This window comes from Propionivibrio sp. (genome assembly GCF_047602565.1).
Classification (GTDB): Bacteria; Pseudomonadota; Gammaproteobacteria; order Burkholderiales; family Rhodocyclaceae; genus Propionivibrio.
This window is the reverse complement of sequence record NZ_JASGGX010000001.1, coordinates 4,392,690-4,418,732: the sequence shown is the minus strand read 5'-3', so window position 1 is coordinate 4,418,732 and position 26,043 is coordinate 4,392,690. Positions and strand designations below refer to the sequence as shown.

26 protein-coding genes and 1 tRNA gene are annotated in these 26,043 nt (G+C 64.4%); 13 read left to right on the top strand and 14 right to left on the bottom strand.

Annotated elements, in window-relative coordinates; translation table 11 throughout:
- Positions 1-14: 14 nt before the first annotated feature.
- From infC to QM701_RS20860, 8 genes are all read left to right on the top strand, one after another.
- The gene (infC, locus tag QM701_RS20895; protein ID WP_415169444.1) at positions 15-536 is read left to right on the top strand and encodes a translation initiation factor IF-3; all 522 of its coding nucleotides are present in this window, start codon (positions 15-17) and stop codon (positions 534-536) included.
- Between the two features lie 100 nt (positions 537-636).
- On the top strand, positions 637-834 hold the full coding sequence (gene rpmI / locus QM701_RS20890) for a 50S ribosomal protein L35 (RefSeq protein ID WP_415168920.1): 198 nt from the start codon (positions 637-639) through the stop codon (positions 832-834).
- A gap of 11 nt (positions 835-845) precedes the next feature.
- On the top strand, positions 846-1,205 hold the full coding sequence (gene rplT / locus QM701_RS20885) for a 50S ribosomal protein L20 (protein WP_415168919.1): 360 nt from the start codon (positions 846-848) through the stop codon (positions 1,203-1,205).
- 62 nt (positions 1,206-1,267) lie between these two features.
- On the top strand, positions 1,268-2,314 hold the full coding sequence (gene pheS, locus QM701_RS20880) for a phenylalanine--tRNA ligase subunit alpha (RefSeq protein ID WP_415168918.1): 1,047 nt from the start codon (positions 1,268-1,270) through the stop codon (positions 2,312-2,314).
- Positions 2,315-2,338: 24 nt separating this feature from the next.
- Positions 2,339-4,717 (top strand): phenylalanine--tRNA ligase subunit beta, encoded by a 2,379-nt coding sequence (pheT, locus tag QM701_RS20875; protein ID WP_415168917.1) that lies wholly within the window; start codon positions 2,339-2,341, stop codon positions 4,715-4,717.
- Between the two features lie 5 nt (positions 4,718-4,722).
- Complete coding sequence (locus QM701_RS20870) at positions 4,723-5,031, top strand: integration host factor subunit alpha (RefSeq protein ID WP_415169443.1); 309 nt, start codon at positions 4,723-4,725, stop codon at positions 5,029-5,031.
- Positions 5,015-5,377 carry a MerR family transcriptional regulator gene (locus QM701_RS20865; protein WP_415168916.1) on the top strand — a complete coding sequence of 121 codons (363 nt, stop codon included), beginning with the start codon at positions 5,015-5,017 and terminating at the stop codon, positions 5,375-5,377. Before QM701_RS20870 ends, QM701_RS20865 begins: the two co-directional genes overlap by 17 nt.
- Positions 5,378-5,415: 38 nt before the next feature.
- Positions 5,416-5,492, top strand: a tRNA-Pro gene (locus QM701_RS20860).
- A 49-nt stretch (positions 5,493-5,541) separates the two neighbouring features.
- Here QM701_RS20860 and QM701_RS20855 read toward each other — a convergent pair.
- Positions 5,542-7,737: a putative bifunctional diguanylate cyclase/phosphodiesterase gene (locus QM701_RS20855; RefSeq protein WP_415168915.1), complete on the bottom strand. Its 2,196-nt coding sequence runs from the start codon at positions 7,735-7,737 to the stop codon at positions 5,542-5,544.
- A 539-nt stretch (positions 7,738-8,276) separates the two neighbouring features.
- Here QM701_RS20855 and QM701_RS20850 point away from each other — a divergent pair.
- Genes QM701_RS20850 through QM701_RS20840 form a run of 3 tightly spaced genes read left to right on the top strand, consistent with a single transcriptional unit; the run spans position 8,277 to position 9,408 of the window.
- A complete protein-coding gene (locus tag QM701_RS20850) occupies positions 8,277-8,891 on the top strand; it encodes a hypothetical protein (RefSeq protein ID WP_415168914.1) in 615 nt (204 codons plus the stop codon).
- Positions 8,892-8,936: 45 nt separating this feature from the next.
- Positions 8,937-9,155: an osmotically-inducible lipoprotein OsmB gene (gene osmB, locus QM701_RS20845; RefSeq protein WP_415168913.1), complete on the top strand. Its 219-nt coding sequence runs from the start codon at positions 8,937-8,939 to the stop codon at positions 9,153-9,155.
- Positions 9,156-9,207: 52 nt separating this feature from the next.
- Positions 9,208-9,408 carry a CsbD family protein gene (locus QM701_RS20840; RefSeq protein WP_415168912.1) on the top strand — a complete coding sequence of 67 codons (201 nt, stop codon included), beginning with the start codon at positions 9,208-9,210 and terminating at the stop codon, positions 9,406-9,408.
- A gap of 226 nt (positions 9,409-9,634) precedes the next feature.
- On the opposite strand, the gene QM701_RS20835 is transcribed toward QM701_RS20840, so the two are convergent.
- From QM701_RS20835 to nifH, 6 genes are all read right to left on the bottom strand, one after another.
- Positions 9,635-9,772, bottom strand: coding sequence for a hypothetical protein (locus QM701_RS20835; RefSeq protein ID WP_415168911.1), 138 nt, complete (start codon positions 9,770-9,772; stop codon positions 9,635-9,637).
- The gene (locus QM701_RS20830; RefSeq protein WP_415168910.1) at positions 9,772-10,488 is read right to left on the bottom strand and encodes a dinitrogenase iron-molybdenum cofactor biosynthesis protein; all 717 of its coding nucleotides are present in this window, start codon (positions 10,486-10,488) and stop codon (positions 9,772-9,774) included. Before QM701_RS20830 ends, QM701_RS20835 begins: the two co-directional genes overlap by 1 nt.
- 22 nt (positions 10,489-10,510) lie before the next feature.
- Entirely contained in the window at positions 10,511-10,732 is a 222-nt protein-coding gene (gene nifT, locus QM701_RS20825) for a putative nitrogen fixation protein NifT (protein WP_415168909.1), read from the bottom strand.
- 96 nt (positions 10,733-10,828) lie between these two features.
- On the bottom strand, positions 10,829-12,394 hold the full coding sequence (nifK, locus tag QM701_RS20820; RefSeq protein WP_415168908.1) for a nitrogenase molybdenum-iron protein subunit beta: 1,566 nt from the start codon (positions 12,392-12,394) through the stop codon (positions 10,829-10,831).
- Between the two features lie 114 nt (positions 12,395-12,508).
- The gene (nifD, locus tag QM701_RS20815; RefSeq protein ID WP_415168907.1) at positions 12,509-13,984 is read right to left on the bottom strand and encodes a nitrogenase molybdenum-iron protein alpha chain; all 1,476 of its coding nucleotides are present in this window, start codon (positions 13,982-13,984) and stop codon (positions 12,509-12,511) included.
- Positions 13,985-14,072: 88 nt separating this feature from the next.
- The gene (gene nifH / locus QM701_RS20810; RefSeq protein ID WP_415168906.1) at positions 14,073-14,963 is read right to left on the bottom strand and encodes a nitrogenase iron protein; all 891 of its coding nucleotides are present in this window, start codon (positions 14,961-14,963) and stop codon (positions 14,073-14,075) included.
- Between the two features lie 112 nt (positions 14,964-15,075).
- Here nifH and QM701_RS20805 point away from each other — a divergent pair, with 112 nt between their 5' ends.
- Both QM701_RS20805 and QM701_RS20800 read left to right on the top strand, forming a co-directional pair.
- Positions 15,076-15,972, top strand: a complete 897-nt coding sequence (locus QM701_RS20805; protein ID WP_415168905.1) for an NAD(+)--dinitrogen-reductase ADP-D-ribosyltransferase — start codon at positions 15,076-15,078, stop codon at positions 15,970-15,972.
- A gap of 229 nt (positions 15,973-16,201) precedes the next feature.
- Positions 16,202-17,041 carry an SIR2 family protein gene (locus tag QM701_RS20800; RefSeq protein ID WP_415168904.1) on the top strand — a complete coding sequence of 280 codons (840 nt, stop codon included), beginning with the start codon at positions 16,202-16,204 and terminating at the stop codon, positions 17,039-17,041.
- Positions 17,042-17,097: 56 nt separating this feature from the next.
- Here QM701_RS20800 and draG read toward each other — a convergent pair whose 3' ends face one another.
- The 7 genes from draG to nifM all read right to left on the bottom strand — a co-directional run bounded on the left by draG (position 17,098) and on the right by nifM (position 26,039).
- Entirely contained in the window at positions 17,098-18,012 is a 915-nt protein-coding gene (gene draG / locus QM701_RS20795; RefSeq protein ID WP_415168903.1) for an ADP-ribosyl-[dinitrogen reductase] hydrolase, read from the bottom strand.
- A gap of 10 nt (positions 18,013-18,022) precedes the next feature.
- Positions 18,023-18,301, bottom strand: a complete 279-nt coding sequence (locus QM701_RS20790; RefSeq protein ID WP_415168902.1) for a 4Fe-4S binding protein — start codon at positions 18,299-18,301, stop codon at positions 18,023-18,025.
- Between the two features lie 16 nt (positions 18,302-18,317).
- Positions 18,318-19,856, bottom strand: a complete 1,539-nt coding sequence (gene nifB / locus QM701_RS20785; RefSeq protein WP_415168901.1) for a nitrogenase cofactor biosynthesis protein NifB — start codon at positions 19,854-19,856, stop codon at positions 18,318-18,320.
- Positions 19,857-20,044: 188 nt separating this feature from the next.
- On the bottom strand, positions 20,045-21,622 hold the full coding sequence (nifA, locus tag QM701_RS20780; protein ID WP_415168900.1) for a nif-specific transcriptional activator NifA: 1,578 nt from the start codon (positions 21,620-21,622) through the stop codon (positions 20,045-20,047).
- Positions 21,619-23,148: a nitrogen fixation negative regulator NifL gene (nifL, locus tag QM701_RS20775; RefSeq protein WP_415168899.1), complete on the bottom strand. Its 1,530-nt coding sequence runs from the start codon at positions 23,146-23,148 to the stop codon at positions 21,619-21,621. Before nifL ends, nifA begins: the two co-directional genes overlap by 4 nt.
- A gap of 566 nt (positions 23,149-23,714) precedes the next feature.
- The gene (locus QM701_RS20770) at positions 23,715-24,878 is read right to left on the bottom strand and encodes a GGDEF domain-containing protein (protein ID WP_415168898.1); all 1,164 of its coding nucleotides are present in this window, start codon (positions 24,876-24,878) and stop codon (positions 23,715-23,717) included.
- Between the two features lie 288 nt (positions 24,879-25,166).
- Entirely contained in the window at positions 25,167-26,039 is an 873-nt protein-coding gene (nifM, locus tag QM701_RS20765) for a nitrogen fixation protein NifM (RefSeq protein WP_415168897.1), read from the bottom strand.
- Positions 26,040-26,043: the final 4 nt, after the last annotated feature.

Sequence of the window (26,043 nt, the reverse complement as noted above, 5' to 3'; positions counted from 1 at the left end):
AAAGGAGCCAAACCATCGCACTGCAAAAGTCGCATCGCGTCAACGAAGAGATCAACGCCCCTGAAATCCGCCTGATCGGAGCCGAAGGAGAGACGCTGGGAATCGTCAGCGTTCGGCAGGCGCTGCATCTGGCGGAGGAAGCCGGAGTCGATCTGGTCGAAATCGCCCCGTTGGCGCAACCGCCGGTCTGCCGGATCATGGATTACGGCAAGTTCAAGTACCAGGAGCAGAAGCGTCAGCACGAGCAGAAACTCAAGCAGAAGCAGATTCAGGTCAAGGAAATCAAGCTGCGGCCCGGTACGGACGAGAACGACTACCAGATCAAGCTGCGCAACATGACGCGCTTCCTGCAGGAAGAGGACAAGGTCAAGGTGACCCTGCGCTTCCGGGGCCGCGAAATGGCCCACCAGGAAATCGGCATGCGCCAGATCGAGCGGATCAAGGTCGATTTGCAGGATCTCGCGACGGTCGAGCAGATGCCCAAGATGGAAGGCCGCCAGATGGTGATGATCCTGGCGCCGAACAAGAAGAAGTAACGGCAGTTTTCAGCAGTTGCAGCACCCACAAGTGGTATCGGGTCGACAAGCATTCCCGCCGGGAAACACCTGATTCCATGTTTATAAAGAGGAGCATTCAATGCCCAAGATGAAGACCAAGAGCGGCGCCAAAAAGCGCTTCAAGGTCAGTTCCAGCGGCCGCATCAAGCGCAGCCAGGCGTTCAAACGCCACATCCTGACCAAGAAGACGACCAAGTCCAAGCGCCAGCTGCGCGGCATGCTCGGAGTGCATGACTCCGACAAGGCCATGGTTCACGCCATGATGCCTTACGCATAAGGAGACCATAAATGTCCCGAGTGAAACGTGGTGTGACGGCGCGCGCGCGCCATAAGAAAGTACTTGCCCAGGCCAAGGGTTACCGAGGCCGCCGCAAGAATGTATATCGCATCGCCAAACAGGCGGTGATGAAGGCCGGTCAATACGCCTACCGCGACCGTCGCCAGAGGAAGCGCCAGTTCCGCGCCCTGTGGATCGCCCGGATCAACGCGGCGGCCCGCGAAGTCGGCCTGAAGTACAGCACCTTCATGAACGGCCTGAAAAAAGCTCAGATCGAAGTTGACCGCAAGGTGCTGGCCGATCTGGCCGTTTTCGACAAGCCGGCCTTTGCCGCACTGGCCTCGCAGGCCAAGGCACAACTCGGCGTATAACCGTACGAGCGTAAGAAAAAGGAGGCTCGTGCCTCCTTTTTTTTCTGATAGGCGTTGATTTCATGCTGAATCCCGATCGAATTGCACAAGATGCGGCGGCGGCCTTCGCCGCGACGGACGACCCCGATGCGCTCGAACAGATCAAGGCGCGCTACCTCGGCAAAAGCGGGCAGATCACCGAACTGCTGAAAGGGATGGCCAGCCTCTCGCCCGAGGACAAGAAATCGACCGGCGCGGCGATCAATCGCGCCAAGACCGCCATCGAGGCGGCGCTCGCCGCCCGCCGCGAGGCGATCCGCCAGCAGGCGCTCGAGGCCAAGCTGGCCGGCGAAGCGCTGGACGTGACGCTGCCCGGCCGCGGCGAAATCCGGGGCGGACTCCACCCGGTCACCCGCACGCTGGAACGCATCGAGGCGCTGTTCCGCTCGATCGGCTTCGAAGTCGCCGACGGCCCCGAAATCGAGGCCGATTTCCAGAATTTCACCGCCTTGAACACGCCGGAAGACCACCCGGCGCGTTCGATGCACGACACCTTCTACCTGCTCGACGAACACGGCAAGGTCGCCGAGGACATCCTGCTGCGCACGCACACCAGCCCGATCCAGGTGCGCTACATGCAGGCGCACGTCGCCAAGTACGCTCACCTGGAAACGATGCCCGAGATCCGCATCATCGCGCCGGGCCGGGTCTACCGCGTCGATTCGGACGCCACGCATTCGCCGATGTTCCACCAGGTCGAAGGCCTGTGGATCGGCGAGGACGTGAGCTTCGCCGACCTGAAAGGTGTGGTCGCCGACTTCCTGCGCCGCTTCTTCGAGAGCGACGATCTGCAGGTGCGCTTCCGTCCCTCGTTCTTCCCTTTCACCGAGCCGTCGGCCGAGATCGACGTGGCGTTCATGAGCGGTACGCTGAAAGGGCGCTGGCTCGAAATCGCGGGCTGCGGCATGGTGCACCCGAACGTCCTGCGGCACGTCGGCATCGACCCGGAAAAGTACATCGGTTTCGCTTTCGGCATGGGCCCCGACCGTCTGACCATGCTGCGTTACGGCGTCAATGACCTGCGCCTGTTCTTCGACGGCGACCTGCGCTTTCTGCGGCAGTTCGTCTAACGGTTTTGTTCATACGGATCACCCATGAAATTCTCTGAATCCTGGCTGCGGAGCTTCGTCGACCCGGCGGTATCGGGCGGCGATTTCACCCACCTGCTGACGATGGCCGGCCTCGAAGTGGAAGAAGAGGAAACCGTCGCGCCCGCCTTTGCCGGCGTCGTCGTCGCCCAAGTGCTGGAAGTCGCCAAGCATCCGGACGCCGACCGGCTGAACGTCTGCCGCGTCAACATCGGCGACGGACAGCCGCCGCGGCAGATCGTCTGCGGCGCCCCCAACGTCGCCGCCGGGCTGAAAGTGCCCTGCGCGCTGCCGGGCGCCGAATTGCCCGGCGACTTCAAGATCAAGATCGCCAAGGTCCGCGGCGTCGAATCCTCGGGTATGCTCTGCTCGGCCAGGGAACTGGGCGTTTCCGACGATGCCGCCGGCCTGCTCGTGCTGCCGCCGGACGCTCCCGCCGGGCAGGACATCCGCCGCTACCTGGACCTCGACGACCGCCTGCTGACGCTCAAGCTCACGCCGAACCGCGCCGACTGCCTCTCGCTGACCGGCATCGCCCGCGAAGTCTCGGCGCTGACCGATACGCCGGCGGTCTACCCGCCGGTTACCGCGACGCCGGTGACCACCGACGCCCGCCGCGAGATCGTCCTCGACGCCCCGGCAGCCTGTCCGCTGTATTGCGGCCGAGTCATCGCGGGCGTCGACGCGAAGGCGCCGACGCCGGAGTGGATGAAGCGCCGCCTCGAACGCAGCGGCATCCGTTCGATCTCGGCGCTGGTCGACATCACCAATTACGTGATGCTCGAAACGGGACAGCCCTTGCACGCCTTCGACAACGAGAAACTCGCAGGCGCCATCCACGCCCGCCTGGCCCGGCCCGGCGAAAAGATTCTGCTGCTCAACGAACAGACGCTCGAATTGCAGGACGACGTACTGCTGATCGCCGACGACCGGCGTCCAGTGGCAATGGCCGGCATCATGGGCGGTGAAGACAGCGGGATCAGCCTCGACACGACCGAAATGTTCCTAGAATCCGCCTTTTTCGCGCCCAAGGCGGTGGCCGGGCGCGCCCGGCGCTACGGCTTCGGCTCCGACGCATCGCACCGTTTCGAACGCGGCGTCGACTTCGGCGCCACCCGGCAGGCGCTGGAACGCGCCAGCCAACTGATCCTCGACATCTGCGGCGGCCAGGCCGGCCCGCTGTGCGCGGCGCAGGCCGCCCTGCCGGCCCGTCCGCCCGTCCGCCTGCGCCTGCAGCGCGTGGCCAAGGTATTGGGCGTCACCCTGAGCGCCCGGCGGATCGCCGAACTATTCACCCGCCTGGGGCTGACCTTCGCGCAGGATGGCGACGACTTCATCGTCACCCCGCCGACGTATCGCTTCGACATCGAAATCGAGGAAGACCTGATCGAAGAGATCGCCCGCCTGCACGGCTACGACGAAATCCCCGCCCCGCCGCCGCATGCGCGCTTGGCGATGTTGCCGCAAACGGAGGACGCGCGGCCCTTGTCGCGCGTGCGCCAGATCCTGGCCGACCGGGGTTTCCAGGAAGTCGTCAACTTCGCCTTCGTCGAAGAAGCCTGGGAAGCCGATTTCAACGCCAATACGGCGCCGATCCGCCTGGCCAACCCGATCGCCAGCCAGATGAGCGTCATGCGTTCGACGCTGATCGGCGGACTGGTCGCCAACGTGATGACAAACCTCAAACGCAAGCAGAACCGCGTCCGCCTGTTCGAGACCGGCCGCTGCTTTTTCCGCGACCCCGCCGGCCTGCCGGTGCAGGGCTTCCGCCAGCCGTGGAAGCTCGCCGCGCTGGCCTACGGCGGCGCGCAGCCCGAACAGTGGGGCGTGCCCACCCGCGCCGTGGATTTTTACGACATCAAGGGCGAAGCCGAGCTGCTGCTGGCACCCTGCGTGGCGCGCTTCGAAAAAACGACGCACCCGGCTCTGCATCCGGGCCGCAGCGCGCGCATCCTGGTCGACGGGGAAGTGGTCGGCTTCCTGGGCGAACTGCACCCGCAGTGGGCGCAGAAATACGACCTGCCGCTGGCGCCCGCACTGTTCGAATTCGACCTGGACGCCTTGAGGAAAGCGCGCCTGCCGCAGTATGCGGAGGTTTCCAAATTGCCGGCCGCCTTCCGTGACCTGGCCATCGTGGTCGACCAGAAACTGCAACTTCAAACCATCTTGGACGGCCTCGCGGAGAACCGTCCAGCCATCGTCCAGAACGTAAAATTGTTCGATATCTACACCGGAAAAGGTATCGATCAAGGGAAAAAAAGCCTTGCTTTCCGTATAGTTATGCAAGATACTCAAAGGACTTTGCAAGATGCCGAAGTCGATGCGGCAGTTCAACAACTCGTCGAATACCTGCGTCACGCCTTTGCCGCCCAACTTCGCGTCTAACAGGAATTGACATGACGCTCACAAAAGCAGAACTTGCGGATTTGCTGTTTGAAAAAGTCGGCCTCAACAAACGTGAGGCAAAAGATATGGTCGAAGCCTTCTTCGAGGAAATTCGAAACGCCTTGGAGCGTGGAGACGGAGTCAAGCTTTCCGGATTCGGTAATTTCCAGTTGCGGGACAAACCGCAGCGGCCGGGGCGCAACCCCAAAACCGGAGAGGAAATCCCGATCACCGCGCGGCGCGTCGTCACTTTCCATGCCAGCCAGAAGCTGAAGGGTGAAGTGGAGCTCTCCTACAATGGAACACAATCCTAAAGACACGTCGAAGGATCCCCTGCCCCCCATTCCGGCCAAGCGTTATTTCACCATTGGAGAAGTCAGCGACCTGTGCGGCGTGAAGCCCCACGTGCTTCGTTACTGGGAACAGGAATTCAGCCAGCTCAAGCCGGTCAAGCGGCGCGGCAACCGGCGTTACTACCAGCACCACGAAGTCCTGCTGGTCCGGCGTATCCGTGAATTGCTGTACAACCAGGGATTCACCATCAGCGGGGCACGGAATCGTCTGGAAGAGGCCTCGGAAGAGAATCACGAGAAAACCGATTTGACGCCCGAATCCCTGCGTGCCGAGCTGCTCAGCATCGCGGAAATACTCCGAATTTAAGTGCAAAGCATCGACGATAGGTTATAATCGCGGTTTGTCGGGGCGTAGCGCAGCCTGGTAGCGCACTTGCATGGGGTGCAAGGGGTCGCGAGTTCGAATCCCGCCGCCCCGACCAGTAATACCAAGCCTTACAGGCCAGCTCTCACCAGCTGGCCTTTTTCTTTTCAGCGAGCAACCCTCCGGTTCGGCAACCCGATGCCGAACAATTCCCCGAACTCCACCGCCGAAACCGGCTTGCCGAACAGATATCCCTGGCCTTCCTCGCAACCGTAGCGGTGCAGGCAACGCATCTGGTTTTCGTCCTCCACGCCCTCGGCGATGGTTTCCAGCTGAAAGCTCTTCGCCATGCCCAGGATGGCGCGGATGACCGAGGCGTCCCGCTCGGAAGTGAGGACGCCCTGGACAAAGGAACGATCTATCTTGATGCGGCTGAGCGGATAGCTCTTCAGCAGGCTGAGCGAGCCGTAGCCGGTGCCGAAATCATCGAAGGCGATGCCGACGCCGTGGTCGTGCAGGCGCTGCAGGGCATCGAACACCACGTCGTCGTTGTCGAGCACGATGTTTTCCGTGATTTCCAGTTCCAGCGCATCCGGCGGCAGGCCGTGGCGGTCGAGGGAGGCGACGATCTGGGCGACGAGGTCGCCGGTGCGGAACTGGGCGCCGCACAGGTTGACGCCGATCCGGAAATTTTCCGCTCCGCAGCGCCGCCACAGCGCCACCTGGGCGCAGGCTTCATCGATGACCCAGGCACCCACCACCGAAGCCAGCGGACCGCCTTCCAGCGCCGACAGGAAGGCGGCCGGTGCCAGCAGTCCGCGTTGCGGGTGGCGCCAGCGGATCAGCGCCTCGGCGCCGATCAGTTTGCCGTCGTGCAGCCTCACCTGCGGCTGATAGAAAAGCACGAATTCACCATCGTTGACCGCGCGATGCAGTTCGATGTTGTACAGCCGGCGGGCTATCGCCTCCATGCGCAGCGCAGTGACGAAGAGGAAGCATTGGCCGCGGCCCAGTTTCTTGGCCTTGAACAGCGCGAGATCGGCGTCGCCGATCAGTTCCAGCGCCTCCTGCGCCTGCGCCGGCGCCACCGCCACGCCGCAACTGGCCGCCACCCGGACTTCCTGCCGGTCCACGACGATGGGTTCGGCGATGCGGGCCACCAGCAAGCGCGCCACTTCCATCGCCAGTTCGGGAGCGGAAACGGCGGGCAGCAGTACCGCGAACTCGTCGCCGCCGATACGCGCCACCGTGTCGCCGGCCCCCACGCCGAGTTCCAGCCGGCGCGCCACCTCGCACAGGATGCCGTCGCCCACCGCGTGGCCCAAGGTGTCGTTGATGTCCTTGAAGCCGTCCAGGTCCACCATCAGCGCCGCCGCGGCCAACGGCAGCGTCAGCGTTTCTTCCGTGCGCCGGTAGAAGCAGGCGCGATTGGCCAGTCCGGTGAGCACGTCGGTGTTGGCGATACGCTGCAACTCCGCCTCCTCGCGCCTGCGCTCGGTCAGATCCTGCAAATGCGCATTGAAAGTCAGTACGCCGTTCTCTCGCCAGCAGAACAGGGACAGGCCGAGCAGGAACTCGGTGCCGTCCCGGCGCAGGCCATGCACTTCGTCCGGCATGACCAGCCCATCGACCGAGCCGGCGGCCACCGCCTGCCCGATCAACGCCTGCATGTCGGCGCGATAGCGTTCCGGCACCAGGGTATCGAGGAGGCGCCCTGCTCCCTCCGCCAGCTCGTAGCCATGCAGATGCGCGGCGGCCTCGTTCCACGCCACGATCCTGCGCTGCTCATCGAACCAGACCACCGCGGTCGGCGAATTGCGGGCGAATTCCTCGAAAGGGCGCTGGGCCTGCTCGGTGGAAATCTCGACGCGGCGCAGTTCCAGCCGGTCGGACGCCATCTTCGCCAATTCGCGCAGACGCATGCTGTCTTCGTCGGAAAAGTCGTGGCGGGGCCGGCCGTCGATCACGCACAAGGCGCCCAGGGCATGGCCCTCGGGCGAAGTGAGCGGCACGCCGGCGTAGAAGCGCAGACCGGCCGGACCGGTCACCAGGGGATTGTCATGGAAGCGCTCGTCCTGCGTCGCGTCCGGCACCACCATGACGTCCTGCTGAGCGATGGCATGGGCGCAGAAGGAGGAATTCCGGCTCATGTCGGTACTGGCCGCGTCTATGCCCGTGCTCGCGGCAAAGAACACGTGATCGCTGCCGATCATGTTCACCGCAGCCACCGGCATGCCGAACATGCGCGCTGCGATCTGAACCACCGGATCCAGGCTGGGAAGAGGCCGATCACTGCCAAGACCGTAGGCGGCAAGTGCTTTCAGGCGTTCCGGCTCGGTCGGCAGCGCGGGGGGACATTTCATGACGATCTCCTCGTCGGGATTTGTGCCCGGCGGCCAATTGCGCCGCCCTGTTTCGCAGTGCCCGTACTGGGGCTGAAGGGGCGAATATATACCATACTCGCGCGACGATATGACCTGCCGCGCACGAAGTCGATACGATTCCGCATCGTGGAACGCCGCCGGTCAATTCAGGGCGTTCAATGAATCGACCCGGAAATGTCAAACCTTGCATGTTCTTTCTGCGGCGCGAACCTAGCTAGTCCGTGCCGTGGACAGGGTAAACGAATGGACGCCTTCGCCGGACCCTGCGTTGCCCGGCTCCGCGGGTCGGCGCGCCCACTCCGGCGGTGGGGAGAGGTAATTATTTCCGCACGTTTTTCAAGGGCGGCCAGTTTCCCGGCGTTTTCAAGAAAACGATTCGGCAATTGCTGTGGCACGTCGTTTGCCGCCGTAATGGTGTGCGCCTGCCGAGACTTCCAGTTCGCTTGGCGAGACGAGTATCTGTCCGGTTTTTTCCGGCCAGCGCGTTCCTTTCGATTCCCTTACATCGAGGATGAACTATGACTTACTTCAACATCAAGGCGGTTACCGTGGCGATCGGTCTGGCGCTTTGCGGCAGCGCGCTGGCCGCGGGCATGACGAAAGCCGAATACAAGACAACCGAGGACAGCATCACCGCCAGTTACAAGAAGGACATGGCCGCCTGCGACTCGCTTGCCGGCAACGCGAAGGACATTTGCCAGGCTGAAGCCAAAGGCCACGAAAAGGTGGCGAAGGCTGAACTGGAAGCAGAGTACAAGCCCGGCCCCAAGGCCACCCATGATGTCGAGATTGCCAGGGCGGAGGCCGCTTACAAGATAGCCATGGAAAAGTGCGACGACGCCGCGGGCAATGCGAAGGATGTTTGCGTGAAGGAAGCCAAGGCGGCAGAAACCAAGGCCAAGGCGGATGCCAAGGCGCAGATGAAGGCGTCGGACGCGAAAGCGACGGCGCATGACAAGACCGCCGCGGCCAATACCAAGGCGCAGAAAAAGGCCACCGAGGCGCGCAAGGAAGCCGACGCCGACAAGAGCGACGCCGACTATGCGGTAGCGAAGGAGAAATGTGACGCGCTTGCCGGCGATGCCAAGGATGCGTGCCTGGATCGGGCAAAAACCGCTTTTGGCAGGAAATGAGCGGTGGACGCTCCCCTAAAGACGGTATTCAAGTGAGGTAATGCGATGAAAACGATCAAGAGATTTGCAATCAGTTCGGTCGTCGTGGTGATGGCGCTCGGTTTGGGCGCCTGCTCCGGCATGTCAACGCGGGATCGGAATACGGCGATCGGCGCGGGAGTCGGTGCGGTCGGGGGTGCCGTTCTCACGGGCGGAAGCGCGCTCGGTACGGTAGGCGGGGCCGCCGTGGGAGGCGTGATCGGGAACCAGGTCGGCAACAAGTGACGACGCGGGCTCAGCCGATCCGGACTTGAACGAACGATCAAAGGAGATTGCCATGAACTGGGACATCATTGAAGGAAACTGGGATCAATTCAAGGGCAAGGTGAAGATCCAATGGGGAAAGCTGACGGACGATCATCTTGATGTAATTGCCGGCAAGCGCGATGTATTGGCCGGCCGGATTCAGGAAGTCTATGGCCTCAGCAAGGAAGACGCCGAACGGCAGATCTCGGATTTCGAGAAACGCTACCCGTAGGCAGCTACTGCCGTGCAAGGCTGTTCCTGCTGAATTATTCGTCACCCCGGCAAAAGCCGGGGTCTATATTTTTTTTCATTCAGCAATGGGCATGTTCCACTGCCCGGCGTAGCGCCTTGAAACCAGCTTCGTGCCTGATGGCCTGGGCCTCCTCGCCGCGGGCACGTGCGAGGTTCGAACGCAAGCATCAACTGTTTGAGGGAGCCAGGGTACATACAAGGTAACGTTACACGAACAGCACCCCTTGCCTTGTCGGCGTTATTCGTTCAGCTTTTTTGATCCGGTAACTGAGGATGAAGAAAGGGATGAAATACTCTGCTCGGCGTGGCGCGAGCACGCTGTCCAGCAGCGCCTCGATGATCATCAGGATTCGGCCGCCGCGGCGAACCTGTGCAGTGAACGCGCTTCGACTCTCATGACCTTGGCAAGCCACGGCGGTGGATTGTTCAGCACGGATTGCAGGCGGGCGATGACGGCACGCGCCGCTTCCGGCCGGGGCACCTTGACGGGGTGGACGCTGGCGCGCACCACCTTGGCCGCAGCGGGTCCGCCGATCGACTGGATGAACAATACTTCGCAGTCGGCGATCAGCGCTGCCCGCGCGGCGTTGCGGTCTTCCGCGTGGTCGGCTTCCAGCGCCGGACGGATGGCAATCAGCCGCGCTTCGGACGGAGCCACCTGGTAGATCAGGAAACGCTCGCAGGAACCGAAATGCCCGTCGAGGACTTCTCCGGTGTTGGAGGCGCAGGCGACGCGGATGGAACCCGGCAGATTGCCTTCGGTATGGCGCAGGTTGACCGGCGGCAGTTCGCTGTATGCCATTTCCTCGCCCCACAGGCGTCGGACAGCCTGTTTCAGCGCATCCGGGGAAACACCGAGCGCGCAGTCCTCCTCGGCGTGGCTGCCGGCGAGAATCTCGCGCAGATCGGTCACCGTGACCTGCGCCAGGCGCGTTTCGGTCACGGGCAGGCCGACCTTTTCACCGACGGCCCGGGCGAACTCGGCCACGCCGACGCCGCCCAGTTCGCGGGCGGCCATGCCCAGCCGCAGGGCGGCCTCACGGGTTATGGAAGCAGTCATGACGATCTCCGGTTGATGAGGTTCATTCGACGCCGTCGATGCGCCTGGCGCGCACCGAATAAGGCAGGCGTTCCGGCGCGGGCTGCGGGTCGATGTAATAGGCGCCGCCGTTGCCGAGCTTGATTTCGCCGCCCCACTTGTCCGGCGTGTCGAACTCGATCGAAACGATCGAGTCCTCGATGTCGCGTTTGGGCATATAGAACACGTAGCCCCGGCCGCCCTTGCGGATCATGATGTTGGCCATTGGATTCTCCCTTGAAACGGAGGCGGGGCGGCGCGTGGAAAGCTGGAGGAAACCGGGGCGTCCGCCCCGCGCTTCCCCGTGCCGCCCGCCGCCGGCCTAGCGGATCAGGTCGTAGTTGTAGTCCGTCTTGCCGAGCAGCTTGGTCTTTTCGTCCAGGCGCTCCAGCACCGCGTTGGTCAGCGTGGTCAGGACGTACATCCCGCCCTCGTAGCCCAGCGTCGTCATGCGGTGCAGGTGGTGCCGGTCGAAGATCGGGAAGCCGAGGCGGATCAACGGCACCTCGAACTCCGGTCCCTTGTACAGCGTGTCGCGCTGGATGAACTTGCCGTAGCTGCTGCCGACGATGAAATCGGGCTGGTCGGTGAAGCACAGGCTGCGCATGTGCCACAAGTCGCATCCCGGATAGAGCTTGGCGTGGATGCCGTAGGGCGAGGCTTCGAGAACTTTCTTCATCGCCTTTTCCCAACGTTTGTTGCTGTTGTGGCAGACGACGTGGGTCGGCTCGATGCCCAGCTCAAGCATGAACTTGACCAGGCCCATGACGAATTCCGGGTCGCCGAACACAGCCATTTTCTTGCCGTGCAGCCACTGGTGCGAGTCGGTCATCATGTCGATCAGGCGGCCGCGCTCCTTGGTGATCGACGCCGGGATCGCCTTGCCGGTGACCTCGGAGACCTTCATCAGGAAGGCGTCGGTCCACTCGACGCCCATCGGGATGTTGAGCTTCGGAATCTCGTGGCTCCAGGTGCCTTCGATGTACTTCTTCGACTTTTCCAGCGTGGTCGACTGCAGCATGAAGGTGGTGATGGCGTTCGGCGCGTCCTTGACCTCGTCGATCGTGGTGCCGCCGGCGTACATGTGGTATTCCCCCGTGGCGGGAGTATCGAGCACCTCCTCCGGATCGCAGAGATAGGTGTAGTCGACGCCCATCTCCTTCATGTAGCGCTTGATCACGCGGTAGTTGCCGAGATAGGTCTCGAAGCCCGGCACGATGTTGATCCTGCCGTTCTGCCCCGGTGCCTTGCCCTCCATGGTATTGAGGGTGAAATAGCGCATGATGCCTTCGAACATGTTGTCCCAGCCGGTGATGTGCGAGCCGACGAAGGACGGCGTGTTGGCGTAGGGAATCGGGAAATCCGGATCGACGTAGCCTTCCTTGCGGGCGTTGCCGATGAAGGCACCGAGATCGTCGCCGATGACTTCGGCGATGCAGGTCGTGCACACCGCGATCATCTTCGCGTCGTAGAGCTTGGTGGCGTTCTGCAGGCCTTCATGCACGTTCTTCTGGCCGCCGAACACCGCCGCGTCCTCGGTCATCGAGTCGGCGATGAAGGCGATCGGCTCCTTGAAGTGGCGGTTGAAGTAGGTACGGAAATACGCCACGCAGCCTTGCGATCCGTGGATGTAGACCATCGTCTTCTCGAAGCCGAGGCCGCACAGCGCCCCGCCGAGCGGCTGGCAGGCCTTGGCCGCGTTGATCGTCAGCGCCTCGCGCTTGAAGTTGAGGTCCTGGTACTCCTGGGTCGTCGTCCACGCAAAGGTCTCGGCCACCTTTTCGGGCGAGACACGCTCCTCGTAAACACGCTTCCTGGCAAGGACGTCCTGGTATTCCGGCGTATTGAACAGCGGGAAACAGGGTTTGATGTCGTCTGCTGCTTGCATCTTGGTCTCCTTTGCCCGGCCACTCATCCGTGGACACAGACATAAGTTCAGAGAATTCGAAGAATTTCCGAGGCCACGGAGAACGCCCGTTTCTGCGACTCCGCGGCCGATGGCTTACGCCGCCTTGGCTTCTTCCACCGTTTCGGCCGGCTTTTCCCACGGCGGGGTGAACATCGTCCAGCAGGGATTGTTCACCGCCATGTCCATGTCGCGGGCGAACACGGCGAAGCCGTCGTAGCCGTGGTACGGGCCGGAATAGTCCCAGGAGTGCATCTGGCGGAACGGCACGCCCATCTTGTGGAAGGTGTACTTTTCCTTGATGCCGGAACCGACCAGGTCGGGCTTCAACTGGCGCACGAATTCCTCGAGCTCGTAACCGGTGGCGTCGTCGTAGATCAGGGTCGCATCTTTCAGGTCGTGCATCGTGCGGTCGTAGTCGTCGTTGTGCGCGAACTCGTAGCCGGCGCCGATCACCTCCATGCCCAGGTCCTCGTAGGCGCCGACGGTGTGGCGCGGGCGCAGGCCGCCGACGTAGAGCATCACCCGCTTGCCTTGCAGGCGCGGTTTGAACTTGGCGACGATCGCGTCCATGGCCGGCTGATACTTGGCGATGACGCGCTCGGCGCCTTCCTTGATCGTGTCGTCGAAGTGCGAGGCGATCTCGCGCAGGCTCTCGGCGATGCGGGTCGGGCCGAAAAAGTTGTATTCCAGCCAGGGAATGCCGTACTTCTCTTCCATGTGCCGCGCGATGTAGTTCATCGACCGGTAGCAGTGCAGCAGGTTGAGCTTGACCTTCGGCGTGTTCTCGATCTCGGCGATGGTGCCGTCGCCGGACCACTGCGCCACGACGTTGAGGCCCATCTCTTCGAGCAGGATGCGCGACGCCCAGGCGTCGCCGCCGATGTTGTAGTCGCCGAGGATCGCCACGTCATAGGGGCTGCCCGGTTCGAGCCTGCCGTCGCGCGCGGAGATCACCCAGTCGCGGATCGCGTCGTTGGAGATGTGGTGCCCGAGCGACTGCGACACGCCGCGAAAGCCTTCGCAGCGCACCGGCACGATGGTCTTGCCGAGTTCCGCCGACTTCTTCTTGGCGACCGCCTCGATGTCGTCGCCGATCAGGCCGATCGGACATTCGGACTGCACGGAAATGGCCTTGGAGAGCGGGAAGAGGGATTCGACCTCGTCGATCAGCTTGGCCAGCTTCTTGTCGCCGCCGAACACCACGTCCTTTTCCTGGAAGTCCGACGAGAACATCATGTCGCAGTAGGCGTCGACGCCGGCGATGCCCGCGTAATAGTTGCGGCGTCCGGCGCGCGAATACTGGCCGCAGCCGATCGGGCCGTGCGAAATGTCGATGATGTCCTTGAACGGCCCCCAGACCACGCCCTTGGCGCCGGCATAGGCGCAGCCGCGCTGCGTCATCACACCCGGGACCGACTTGCGGTTCGAAGTGATGCACTTCTTCGATTGCGTGATCTCCTTGTTGTTCACCATCAAGTGCTTAGCCCGATCCTTCTTGGCCTTCTCGGGATAAACCTCGAGCACCTCCTGAATGAGGGCCTCGGCCTCCTCGCGATTGAGCAAACCCATGTGCTTCTCCTCTCCGGGCGACGGTCTTCAGTCCGACACGGCGCCGTTACAGAACAATCCAGTTGCCAACGAGACGGTTTCCCGTCGCTCAAGCCGCCTCGGCAGCCAGTTCCGCCGCCGTCTTGCCGATGATGCTGGTGTCTTCCGGATCCATGATGCCGAACTCCATCAGCAGGTCTTCGAGCTCTTCCATCTCGAGCGGCGTCGGAATGACGAACATCTTGTTGTCGATCACCTTGCGCGCCAGCGCGCGGTACTCGTCGGCCTGATTGGCCTTCGGGTCGTACTCGATGACCGTCATGCGGCGGATCTCGGCGTGCTGGACCACGTTGTCGCGCGGCACGAAGTGGATCATCTGCGTACCCAGCTTGGCCGCCAGCGCCACGATCAGCTCATCCTCGCGGTCCGTCTTGCGGCTGTTGCAGATCAGGCCCGCCAGGCGCACGCTGCCGGAGTTGGCATACTTCACGATGCCCTTGGCGATGTTGTTGGCCGCGTACATGGCCATCATCTCGCCGGAACAGACGATGTAGATTTCCTGCGCCTTGTTCTCGCGGATCGGCATGGCGAAACCGCCGCACACCACATCGCCGAGAACATCGTAGAACACGAAGTCGAGGTCCTCGTCGTAAGCGCCCTCTTCCTCCAGGAAGTTGATCGCGGTGATGACCCCGCGGCCGGCGCAGCCGACACCCGGTTCCGGACCGCCGGATTCGACGCATTTCACGCCGCCGTAGCCGACGGCCAGCACGTCCTCGAGTTCCAGATCCTCGACCGAACCGGCTTCCGCCGCCAGGTGCATGACGGTCGTCTGGGCCTTGCTGTGCAGGATCAGGCGGGTCGAGTCGGCTTTCGGGTCGCAGCCGACGATCATTACTTTCTTGCCGGCCTCCGCCAGCGCGGCGACCAGATTCTGGGTGGTGGTTGACTTGCCGATGCCACCTTTGCCATAAATGGCGGCTTGACGCAGTTTAGCCATGGTGCAATCTCCTGTGTCTGTGCTTCTCTCGGGCATTAGGAAAATCCCTCGATCCCGCCGGGGTTTCCGCAAAGACCGTGCCATCGCCGAAAAAACGCGATAACCAATTGAAATGAAAACTAAAATACAGACATTCGAAGACTCGCCGCAAACGGCGGAAGCCGACAATCGGGCCAGTCCTTGTCGCAGTGCCGACAACGACCACGCCACCCTGCCGCGCTACGCGCGCCTGCCGATCAACCGCTGCAACGTCCCGCCCGTCATACTCGGCAGCCTGACCTTCCAGCACCATCCAGCGCCGCTGCACCTGGACAGCGTCGCCGAGTTCCACGCCGACCTGTTCCGGCGCCTCGACGCCATCGACGGCCGCGCGGAGCGTGCCGAGTCCTTCCGCGATTACATGACGGTGCACTTCTGCCTGGAGGAACTGGAAAAGGCCGGCCTGACGCCGTGCTCGAACGGGCGCGCCAAGGCCAACTGGATGCGCCTGCTGCGCGGCTGGAGCTTCGATTCGGACGGTCGCGAAGGCGCCGTGCTCAAGGGCTGGGTGGAGTCACGCTTCGGCCTGCTCGCCCGCTTCCACGGCGAGGCCCTGCGCGACTTCTCCGGCGCGGCCTACCTGCGCTACCAGGAGATGCGCTCGGCGGGACTGTACGGCACCAACGCCCTGGAGGGGCAGCTCGACCTGCTCTATGCCTACAGCCAATACGAGTTCCGGCGCGGCGGCCGTTCCGGGCAGCGTGTCGAACTATTCCGCGGCATCAACCGCATCAACGAGCACGAAGTACTGAACCGCAGCGGGCGCCGGCAGGTCGTGCTGTTCAACAACCTGGTTTCCTTCACCGCGTCGCGCGACCGCGCAGGCGAATTCGGCGATTACATCCTGTTGACCCGCGTCCCCGTCGAGAAGATCTTCTTCGGCCACGACCTCGTTCCGGGCATTCTCAAGGGCGAAGAGGAGTGCCTGGTGATCGGCGGAGTTTACGACGTGGCCATCGACACGGTGTGAGTTTGTCGCAAATGCGACAGGGAGCGGTTTGCTCTCCGTAATGGAGGCTCGCGGTTCGCTCCCCGGGTCCCGGCGTTCGCTGGGACGACTGAAATCCCTCCGTCGATCCCTCTTCGTCATTCCGGCGAAAGCCGGAATCCAGTGCCGGCCGTCAGTACGCCCATCGGCCGGTGTATTTTTGCGTACATTTCTTGCGTGGTCCTCCTCACGGATCACTCAAGGAACCCGCATGGACAACGCGCTACGCGACTCGCTTCTGGCCGGCCTGCACGACGGCGGCATCGTCCCCTACCTCGGCCCCGGCGCGCTGGCCGACGTCGTTGACACGAAGACCGGCGCACCGATGCCGGCGACCAGCGAGCAGTTGATCCTGGCCATGAACGGCGGCCGGCCCATGGCGCCACGGCTGATGTACGAATTCCCGCGCGCCGCGATGAACGTCGAGCTCAAGCGCGGACGTTCGGCGGTGACGCGCTTCCTGAACACCACCTACGGCGCGACCCGATGGACGCGCTCGGTGCTGCACGATTGGCTGAAAGGCGTCCGGCCGCCCTACGTCATCGACATCAACCGCGACACCCAGTTGCTCGACAGCTACGCCGGCATCCCCCACACGCTGATTCTCGGCTGCGCCCGCCTCGGCGGCAGCGCCTACCGCTTCCGGCTCCATCGCCACGACGGTGCCGCCTACGCGCCCGCCACCCCGGAAGAGATCGACACGGCGCAGCCGATACTCTTCAAGCCGATGGGCAGCCCGAAACCGAAGGACAGTTACATCGCCTCCGATGCTGATTATGTCGATTACATCACCGAGCTGATGGGCGGTTTTGCCGTCCCCGCCTTCGTCAAGGCGCGGCGGGCGGGGAAGCGCTATCTCCTGCTCGGCCTGCGCCTCGACCGCGACACCGAACGCATGGTGCTCTCCGACCTGATCCACGGCGCGGCGCCGGAACCGGCCGGCTGGGCGATGATCGCCGAGACCACGGCCAAGGAACGGCGCTTTCTGGAACGGGCAGGGATCGAGCTGATCGAGGAAGACTGGCAGGCGCTGCTGGGCGGAGCCGGGTAATGCTCCCGGTTCGCTCCTGGGTCCCGGCTTTCGCTGGGACCCAGAACGGCGGTTATTCAACGCCCGGAAGACGTGGGAATGCCCCCCGTCAACGCGGCCGCCTGCGCGCGGCACGCCCGGCTGACGGCCGGATCGAGCGCCTTCAGCCAGCGCGCCGGAATCGCTTCGATCCCGTACAGCGCGCCGGCGAGCATGCCGGCGATGGCGCCGGTGGTGTCGGCGTCGCCGCCGCGATTGACCACGTCTACCAGGCAGTGCTCGAAGCCGTCGGCATCCATCAGTGCCTGCAGCGCGGCCTGCATGGTGTCGACGATCCAGCCGCTCGGATTCTCGCGGCGCCTGCCGCGGTAGGCGAACTGCGGATGGCGGCCGAGCGCCGGGCCGATGTGCCGGCGGTACACCTGACGCAGGGGCTCGCCGCGCAGGAAATCGCGCACGCACAGCACGATCAGCTCGCAAGCCGCGTCGGAGACCGGATTGTTGTGCGTGACGTGCGACTGCGCGCGCACCGCCGCCCGTACCGCCGCGTCGTCCCAGGACAGCGAGGCCAGCGCCACCGGCAACACGCGCATCGCGGCGCCGTTGCCGGCGTCGTATTCGGAAGGCGGCGCCTCGGGGTTTCCCGTGCGCCGGAAGGCGATCAGGTTGCGCCGCACGGTATTGCCGATGTCCACCGGCTTGCCGCGCATCCAGGCGTCGAACGCGCGCGCGCACGACAGCGCGCGCACCTCGCCACCGTCGTCGAGGATCGCCCGGCCGAGCGCCAGGGCCATCGTCGTATCGTCGGTGACTTGCCCCGGTTTGAGGTTGAGCCACCCCCCGCCGCGAATGTCGCGCAGCACGCCATACGTGTGCGCGATCTCGCGCGGCGTCATGAACTCGACCGTGGCGCCGAGCGCGTCGCCCAGCGCCAGGCCGAGATAGGCGGCCTCCGCCCGGCCGGCGGCGCTATCCGGTCGGGATGCCCTCATACCCCCCGCCCTAGCGCGCCGAAATCTCGGCCCGCGCGGCCGCCCAGCGTTCTGGCGGGATGCCGGTCAGCGAGCCGGGCGGATTGAGCGCATTGCCGAAGGCGTCGGAGATGGCCCCTTCGATCGGGCAGATCGCCGCGCATTGCGGCTCGTCGTAATCGCCGAGGCATTCGCCGCAGCGGCGCGCGTCGATCAGGAAATGCGGGCGCGCCGCGCGGATCGCCGCGTGCGGACACAGCGGCGCGCAGGCCTCGCAGTTGATGCAGCTCTCGCCGATGTTCAGGGCCATGGCCGTTCTCGCGTGCTCACGCGCGCCTGCCGGCCGCGCCGAGCGGCCCGGCGGCGAGCGCTCCGGCGTCGAGCATGCCGCGCCACACCGCCATCACCGCCGCTTCGATCGGTTCCATGGCGTGCTCGGCGTTCGGCGCGATGCCGGCCGCTTCCAGACGGCCCCAGGGCTCGAAGCCGATGCGCGCGCAAAGCACCGCCTCGCAGCCCGCCAGCGCGCGGATGACGCGGTCGAGCCGCGACTCGCCGTCGCCGCAGTGCTCGCCGCCGACGCAATACTTGTCCGTCCTGCGGTGGCCGATGAAGCGCACGCCGGCTTCGCTCGCCTCGTAAACCAGGAACTCGCGGGCATGGCCGAAATGCTCGTTGACCACGCCGGCGCCCTTGGTCGCCACGGCCATCAGCACCGGCCGGCCGCGCGGCTTGCGCGCCGGGCGGTGGAAGGCCAGCACCTGCGGCGCGCCCTGCGCCTCCGCCCGCCGGGCCGCGCGCCGGGCTTCCAGTTCGGCGACGGCCTGCGCGCGGAACGCCTGCCGGCGCGCCAGCGCCGCCGCGTGGTCGATGCCGCCGCCCTCGCCCGCCGACGCCTCCAGCGCGTCCAATCTCTCCAGCGTGAACTCCGCGCCGCGGTCCTCTCCGAGCAGGCCCACCGCGTCGGCGCGGCACTGGCGGCAATGGCGCATCATCACCATGTCGCCTGCGCAGGCGTCCTGCAGGCGCTGCAATTCCTCCGGCGACGGGCTGCGCTGCCCCATCAGCCCGAAGAAGGTGCCGTGGCCGGGCTCGGCGATCAGCGGCATGACGTTGTGCAGGAACGCGCCCTTGGCCTTGACCACGCGCGACACCTCCTTGAGGTGCTGGTCGTTGACGCCCGGAATCAGCACCGAATTGATCTTCACCAGGATGCCGCGCGCCACCAGCATTTCCAGTCCCTTCTGCTGCTGTCCGATGAGGATCGCCGCGGCCGCACGCCCGCGTACGCGCCGGTTCTTCCAAAAGATCCAGGGATAGATCTTGGCGCCGACATCCGCATCGACGCAGTTGATGGTGATCGTCACGTGCTCGATGTTGTGCCGCGCGAGTTCGTCGACGCATTCCGGCAAGGCGAGGCCGTTGGTCGACACGCACAGCTTGATGTCCGGCGCTTTTTCGGCCAGCAGGCGGAAGGTGGCGAAGGTGCGTTCGGGGTTGGCCAGGGGGTCGCCGGGACCGGCGATGCCGAGTACCGCCATCTGTGGAATCGCCGCCGCCACGGCGAGGGTCTTGTTCACCGCCTGCTCGGGCGTGAGCACCTCCGACACCACGCCGGGACGCGACTCGTTGGCGCAGTCGTACTTGCGGTTGCAGTAGTTGCACTGGATGTTGCACGCCGGCGCCACCGCCGCATGCATGCGCGCGAAGTAATGGTGCGCGTCTTCCGAGAAGCACGGATGGTCCTGGACCTTGGCCCGCACCTCGTCCGGCCAGTCGTCCGGTTGCGCCGCCCCCGCCCCGCACGAGCCCTTGCTGCAACCGCCCGGCGAAACGGACGCGCTTGCGAAAACAGGCCTATCCACGACGTTCTCCGCGTTGTCTGCTCGAACGGTGAGTAGCAATGCCTGTGCCATCTCAGCCATTAAGCTCAACACCCTGTTTCGCAGGAATTTTTTTTCGGGCAACGGCGAACATGTCGCAAACGGAACAACCTCCGGATCGCCTCTGTGCCAAAGACGACAGCTTTCGCGTGCACCCGGGCCTGTTGACGCTAGATCTTTTTCACTTCGATGTTCAGCGTCAGGATGCGGTAGGCGATCTGCCGCGGCGTCATGCCGAGAAGGCGCGCCGCGCGGGCCTGCACCCAGCCGGCCCGTTCGAGGGCGGCGATGACGCGGGCGCGTTCGTCCGGGTCGTCGTCGGCCGGGGTGGTTGCCGCCGCCACCTCCGGCGCCACGGCATCGATGACGGAACTCGCCACAAGCGGCTGGATTCCGCCGCTCATTTCGCGCGAACGGTCGAGGTGAATGAGCTCCGCGTCGATCGCACCTGATTCCGACATCACCGAGGCCCGTTCCAGGCAGTTCTCCAGCTCGCGCACGTTGCCCGGCCACGAATATTGGGACAGGCGGCGGAGCGCGCCGTCGGTCAGCGACAGCCGCCGCCCCTGCAGTTCGCCGACGCGGCCGGCCAGGAAGCGCGCCAGGTCCGGGATGTCCTCCATGCGGTCGCGCAGCGCCGGCAGGACGATGGGCATCACGTTGAGACGGTAGTACAGGTCCTCGCGGAACTCGCCGGCGTCGACCGCCGCCTCCAGGTCGCGGTGCGTGGCGGCGATCACCCGCACGTTGACCTTGATCGTGCGCGTGCCGCCGACGCGCTCGAACTCGCCTTCCTGCAGCACGCGCAGCAGCTTGGCCTGGAAGGCCGGCGAGATCTCGCCGATCTCGTCGAGGAAGATGGTGCCGCCGTCGGCCGATTCGAAGCGTCCGCGCCGCGCCGCCACGGCGCCGGTGAAGGCACCCTTCTCGTGTCCGAACAGTTCCGATTCGAGCAGGTTTTCCGGCAGCGAGGCGCAGTTGAGGCGCACGTAGGCGCCGTTCGAGCGCGGCGAGTGGTAGTGGATGGCGTTGGCGATCAGTTCCTTGCCGGTGCCGGTTTCCCCGCGCAGCAGCACGGTGGTGTTCCACTTCGAGACCATGCGCACCTGGTCGAACACCCGGCGCATCGGCGCCGAGCGCCCGACGATGTTGTCGAAGCCGTACTGGTGGCGCACCGTGCGGCGCAGGCTGTCGCGCTCGTCGGCCAGTTGCCGGCGCTCCTGCTCGACGCCGAGCGAGAGGCGGATGCTCTGGCCGACCAGGCTGGCGACCATCTCGACGAAGCGCGTGCGCTCGTCGAGCAGGCCGTCGTCCGGCGTGTTCGGCTGTACGGCCAGCACCCCCTGCAGGTCGCCGCCCTGGTTGATCGGCGCGGCGACGAAGGGCAGGCGGCGGTCGAACAGCCCCAGGCGGTCGAGGAAGCGCGGCTCGTCGCCCAGGCGCGGCAGGGCCAGCGTGCGCTTTTCCTCCAGGATCAGCCCGAGCAGCCCCTCGCCGGGCTGATAGCGCACGCGCTCGCGGCCGTCGTCGTCGCTGCCGTTGATGGCGTTGACCACGAGATCGCCGCTCGCCGCATCGAGCACGCTGACCATGCCGCGGCTCATGCCCGCCTGTTCGTCGAGCTGGCGCAGGATTTCGCGCGACGTATGGCGGAAATCGAGCGAGCGCGACAGGATTTCGCCGACGCGGTACAGCGTCTCCAGTTCGACGCGGCGCAGCGTGGTGAGCCCGGGCGGGGTGATGCTCATGCCGCCATTCCCCGGCGCGGCACCGGCAGGACCACGCGCACGCAGCAGCCCCGGCGCTCCGTCGAATCGATCTCGATCGTCCCGTCGTGGTCGGCGGCCACCTGCTGCGCCGACGACAAGCCGGTGCCCAGGTGCCCGCCGCCGCCCATGCGCGTGGAAAAGAAGGGCTCGAACACCTTGTAGCGCAGGTCCGGCGGAATGCCGGGGCCGCTGTCCTCGATGATCACCTCCACGCGGTCGGCATGGCCGCGCGTGACGACGGAGAGTTCGCGCGCCTTCCAGCCCTTGGCGTTCATGGCCTCGATGGCGTTGTCAACGATAGCCTTGAACATCGTGCGCACGCGGCTGGGATAGGCGTTGAGCGAGGGCAGCACCGATTGCGGCCGCCAATGCACGGTGATGCCCGCGGCGAGCATGCGCGTCGTGGTCAGATCGAGCACGTCGCGCATGACTTCGTTGATGTTTACCGCCGTGCGCGATTCCGGCGAATGCCCGGGGATCGCGCCGCGCAGGCTGTCGATCGCGTCGCGTCCGGCGCGGAGCGCCCCCGCCAGGGCCGCTCCCGCCGGCGAGCCGCCGCGCCGTTCCAGCGTGGACAGCACCGAGGCCATGATGTTGACCGGCCCCTCGATCTTGAACACGGCGGCCGAGAGCGTCTCGCGCAGGCTGTCGATGCGCGCCTCCTCGGCCATCATCGCCTGCAGCATGGCCAGGCGGGTCTTCTCCTGCTCCGCGCGCTGGCGCGTCGTCTCCTTGGCGACCAGCAGCAGGAACAGATCGTCCCGCCGGTCGAAGAAGCTCTCGACCGTCCCGTCCTTGCGTCGTACCCAGAGACCGGAACAGGAATACCAGCGCGTTCCGTTGCGCGAGTCGAAGCGGATCTCATGGTCGTGGAACGCATGGCGGCCGACCTGCGGCGTGCCGGGCAACGTCCCCAGGCTGGCGCGCACGGCGTCGAGGATGACCGTCGCCGGCTCCACGGCGCGCAGGTCGCTGACCAGCTTCTTGTATTCGTGGTTGTCGAGCACCACGCGGAAATCCCGGTCGAGCAGCGCCAGGACCACCGGCGCCGAATCGACGACCGACTCGATCAGCGCCTTCTGCTCGCCGACTTCGCATTCGAGGCGGTGCAGATCGGTGACGTCGCGCTGGATGCCGAGGTAGTTGGTGACGGCGCCCGAGGCGTCGATGACCGGCTGGACCAGGAGATCGGCCAGATATTTGCTGCCGTCCTTGCGGCGATTGACCAGCCGCCCGCTCCAGGGCTGCCCGGCGGTGATCGCCGCCCACATGGCCTGGTAGATCGATTCCGGCGTGGACTTGTTCGAAAGCAGCGCGTGGTTGGCACCGATCACTTCTTCCGGCGCGTAGCCGGTGACCCGCGTGAAAGCGGGATTGACGTACAGGATGACGGCCGCGGCGTCGGTGATCGAAATGGCGATGTCCGCCTGCTCGACCGCCTGCTGGAATACCGCCGGCACGATGGCCGGAGCGAACGGCTTTGCGGATTTATCCTGGTCTGCCACGTCTGTTCTCCATCATGCGGGAACCCGGCGCAATTTCCGTACCACCCTTGCGGACAAATTCTGCGCTCCGCCGCGACCGTCGTATCTGTCGCGTTTCCCGCACGTTGTAGGAATTGCGACACATCCCGGAGGGGCATGCGCCCGGCAGGCGGCCACCCCGTTACGGTGCGGATTTTCCGGGCATCGCACGATTCCGGAACGGGCTCTCGAGCACGTAGCACGGTCGTTGACCGCCATCGGCCTGGTGCGCGAACTGATCGGCGCGGGCACGCTGTCCGCCCAGGCCAGCCTGCCGCTCGGTCCGCGCTTCGCCTTTCTCGAAACCCAGGTGATCCCGGACTACGGCGGCGTGCTGGCGATGAGCTGGGTCGTCAAGCGCGCTTATTCGGAGTCGGCCGGGATGATCGACCATCGAACGGCCATCAAGCCCGTGGATTCGACTCTTGCAGCGACTTGCACCCCGCGGGTCAGAGGATCACTTGCCATCTGCAATCACTTCAAATTCCGCGGAACCTCATGGCACATCGCGAATGGCACCGCAGGCTCAGTGCGCCGCGGCCCGAAGCTTACTCCTCGCGGCCGGCCGCGACGACTCTATTGCGCCCGGCTGCCTTTGCCTTGTAAAGCGCGGCATCGGAGATTGCCAGAACCGCGGACAGGTCGGCATGATGCGATGAGCGTTCCGCGACACCGATGCTCACTGACACATTCAGGGCTCCGCGCGGCGAAGAAATCGTGGTGCGTTCCACCGACAAGCGCAACCGTTCCGCAACGGCCAGCGCGCGATCCATCGTGGTGTCAGGAAGCAAGGCAATGAATTCTTCACCCCCATAACGGCACCAGATGTCGTTCGCTCGCAACGCTGCCTGGGCAGACTTCGAGACTTCAACCAACGCTTTGTCACCGGTCTGGTGGCCGTGCTGATCATTGAAGAGCTTGAAGTGATCGATATCGACCGAAAGAATTGAGAATGGAGAACCATGACGCATGCTGCGGGACCATTCCTTGTCGGCAAACTCGGTAAAGGCACGGCGATTGTAGGCATCGGTCAATGTGTCATGGCGTGCTTGAGCAAGGATTTCCTCCTGGAGCCTTTGCGATGTATGCAAGGTCAGTAAAACGGTGATCATCGGGAAGCTGATGAGCGACGTTGCGATCCAGAACAAGCGCGGTAGCGTCGGAGAGAAGGAGAAAGTCAAACCAAAAACGCCTCCCGCCACGCGCCAGGAGCAGACGATTACCAGCAAGACGAACAAAACCCCAATCAGGCGAAACGTGTGGTTGCCTTCCGCTGTTCTCGCCGTCAAACAGGCGTAGGCGGTATATATGTCAAACGCCAGGAACACCACGTTCTGGGTGAAGACTGCGGCCGGATAATTCGGGGCCACCAAGACAAACCAGGCCAGGATTGCGTTGGCGACCACACACAATGCCACCCCTGACATAAATGGCGGCTCTCGGCCAGTCGCCCTCGCAATCCCAAAATTGAACAGCATCAATCCCGGCAGCAGGAAGAGATTCGAAACGACTTCGCTCAGCACCGCTGGCACCAGATTGCGTAGAGCGAATAAGAACAAGCCGATAGCAAACATTAAGGACCCGAGAGCCCAGTCTTTCGCCGGCGGGTAGTTGCGCTGCACGCTCCACAGGTAGACCAGAACGACCGCCTGTCCGATATTGATACCTACATAGATCAACACCAAAGTTCTGATATCGAGGACAGCGGGCATTGTCAGCTCAAACGGGAGAAAGACGGCAGTTTATATCCCTTCCGCCCGGCCAGGCATCCGGAAGGCTAAGGGTCCGTGGCAGGCCATCAGTCGGGTTTTCAGATTGGAGTTGCCGTTCGGATGGCCGCTTGAAAGAAGAACTCAGCGGCAGCAGCTGGCCGAATGCTGCCCAATGACAGAGAACCGGTCAAGCATCTCGTTCAGTACTGTTCTAGTGCCGTTAATTCGAGAGTCGACTGAAAAAAAGGCGCTGTTTTCTCCGGCGGCCATCAGAAAAACCCAGGAAATTTACGCTGCCTTGCCGAACAGCGAGGCGATCCATTCCCGCTGAACGGCTTTGCGCTTCGATTCGGCAAGGTGGCTGCGAATCCTGCCGCGCGCCTGCTCCAGCGTCAATTCGCCGGCCGGCTGGACGGCGACGCACTGGAGGATGTGGAAGCCCATGGGCGATTCGATGACTTGGGAAATCCCGCCCGGTTCCAGGGCGAACGCCTCGCGCTCCAGCTCGGGATAGAGCTGGCCGCGCCCTACCGTGCCGAGCCTGCCGCCGTCGAGGGCGGTGGCGCACTCGGAATGCCTCAGGGCCAGCGCTTCGAAGCGTTCCGGCGATGCGCGCAGTTGCCGGAGGATTGCATCGATCGTCCGCCGCGCGGCCTCCCGGCCGTTGCTCCGCAAGGCATCGTTGACGGTCACCAGAATGTGTCGGAGCGCGCGGCGCTCGGGCCGGGCGAAGCGTTCGCGGCGCAGGCAATGGAAGGTCTCGATCTCGGCGTCGCTCACGGCGACGGCGCGGCTCACGCGGTCGAGCACGGCGTCCACCCGCAGGCCGCGCGCCAGGCCTGCCGCCAGGCCGTCGCGGTCCAGGCCGGCGCGTGCGAGCGCGGTCTCGAAAGCGTCGTCGGATTCGTAGCGCGAGCGCACCACCTTGAAGGCGTCGCGGATCGAGGCGTCCGGCACCGTGACGCATACCGCCTCGGGCGAGGCGAGAATGCGCCGCTCGATGGCGAACTGGCGCGCGGCGGCCTTTTCCACGCGCTGCCGTTCGGCCGGTTCGAGACGGTCCGTGCCCTTCCCGAACATGGCCTGCGCGAGCTTGAGGGCGAGATAGGGGCAGACGTCCGAAGCGGTGTCGAGGCGGACATCCGCGGCGGGATCGGTCATGCCG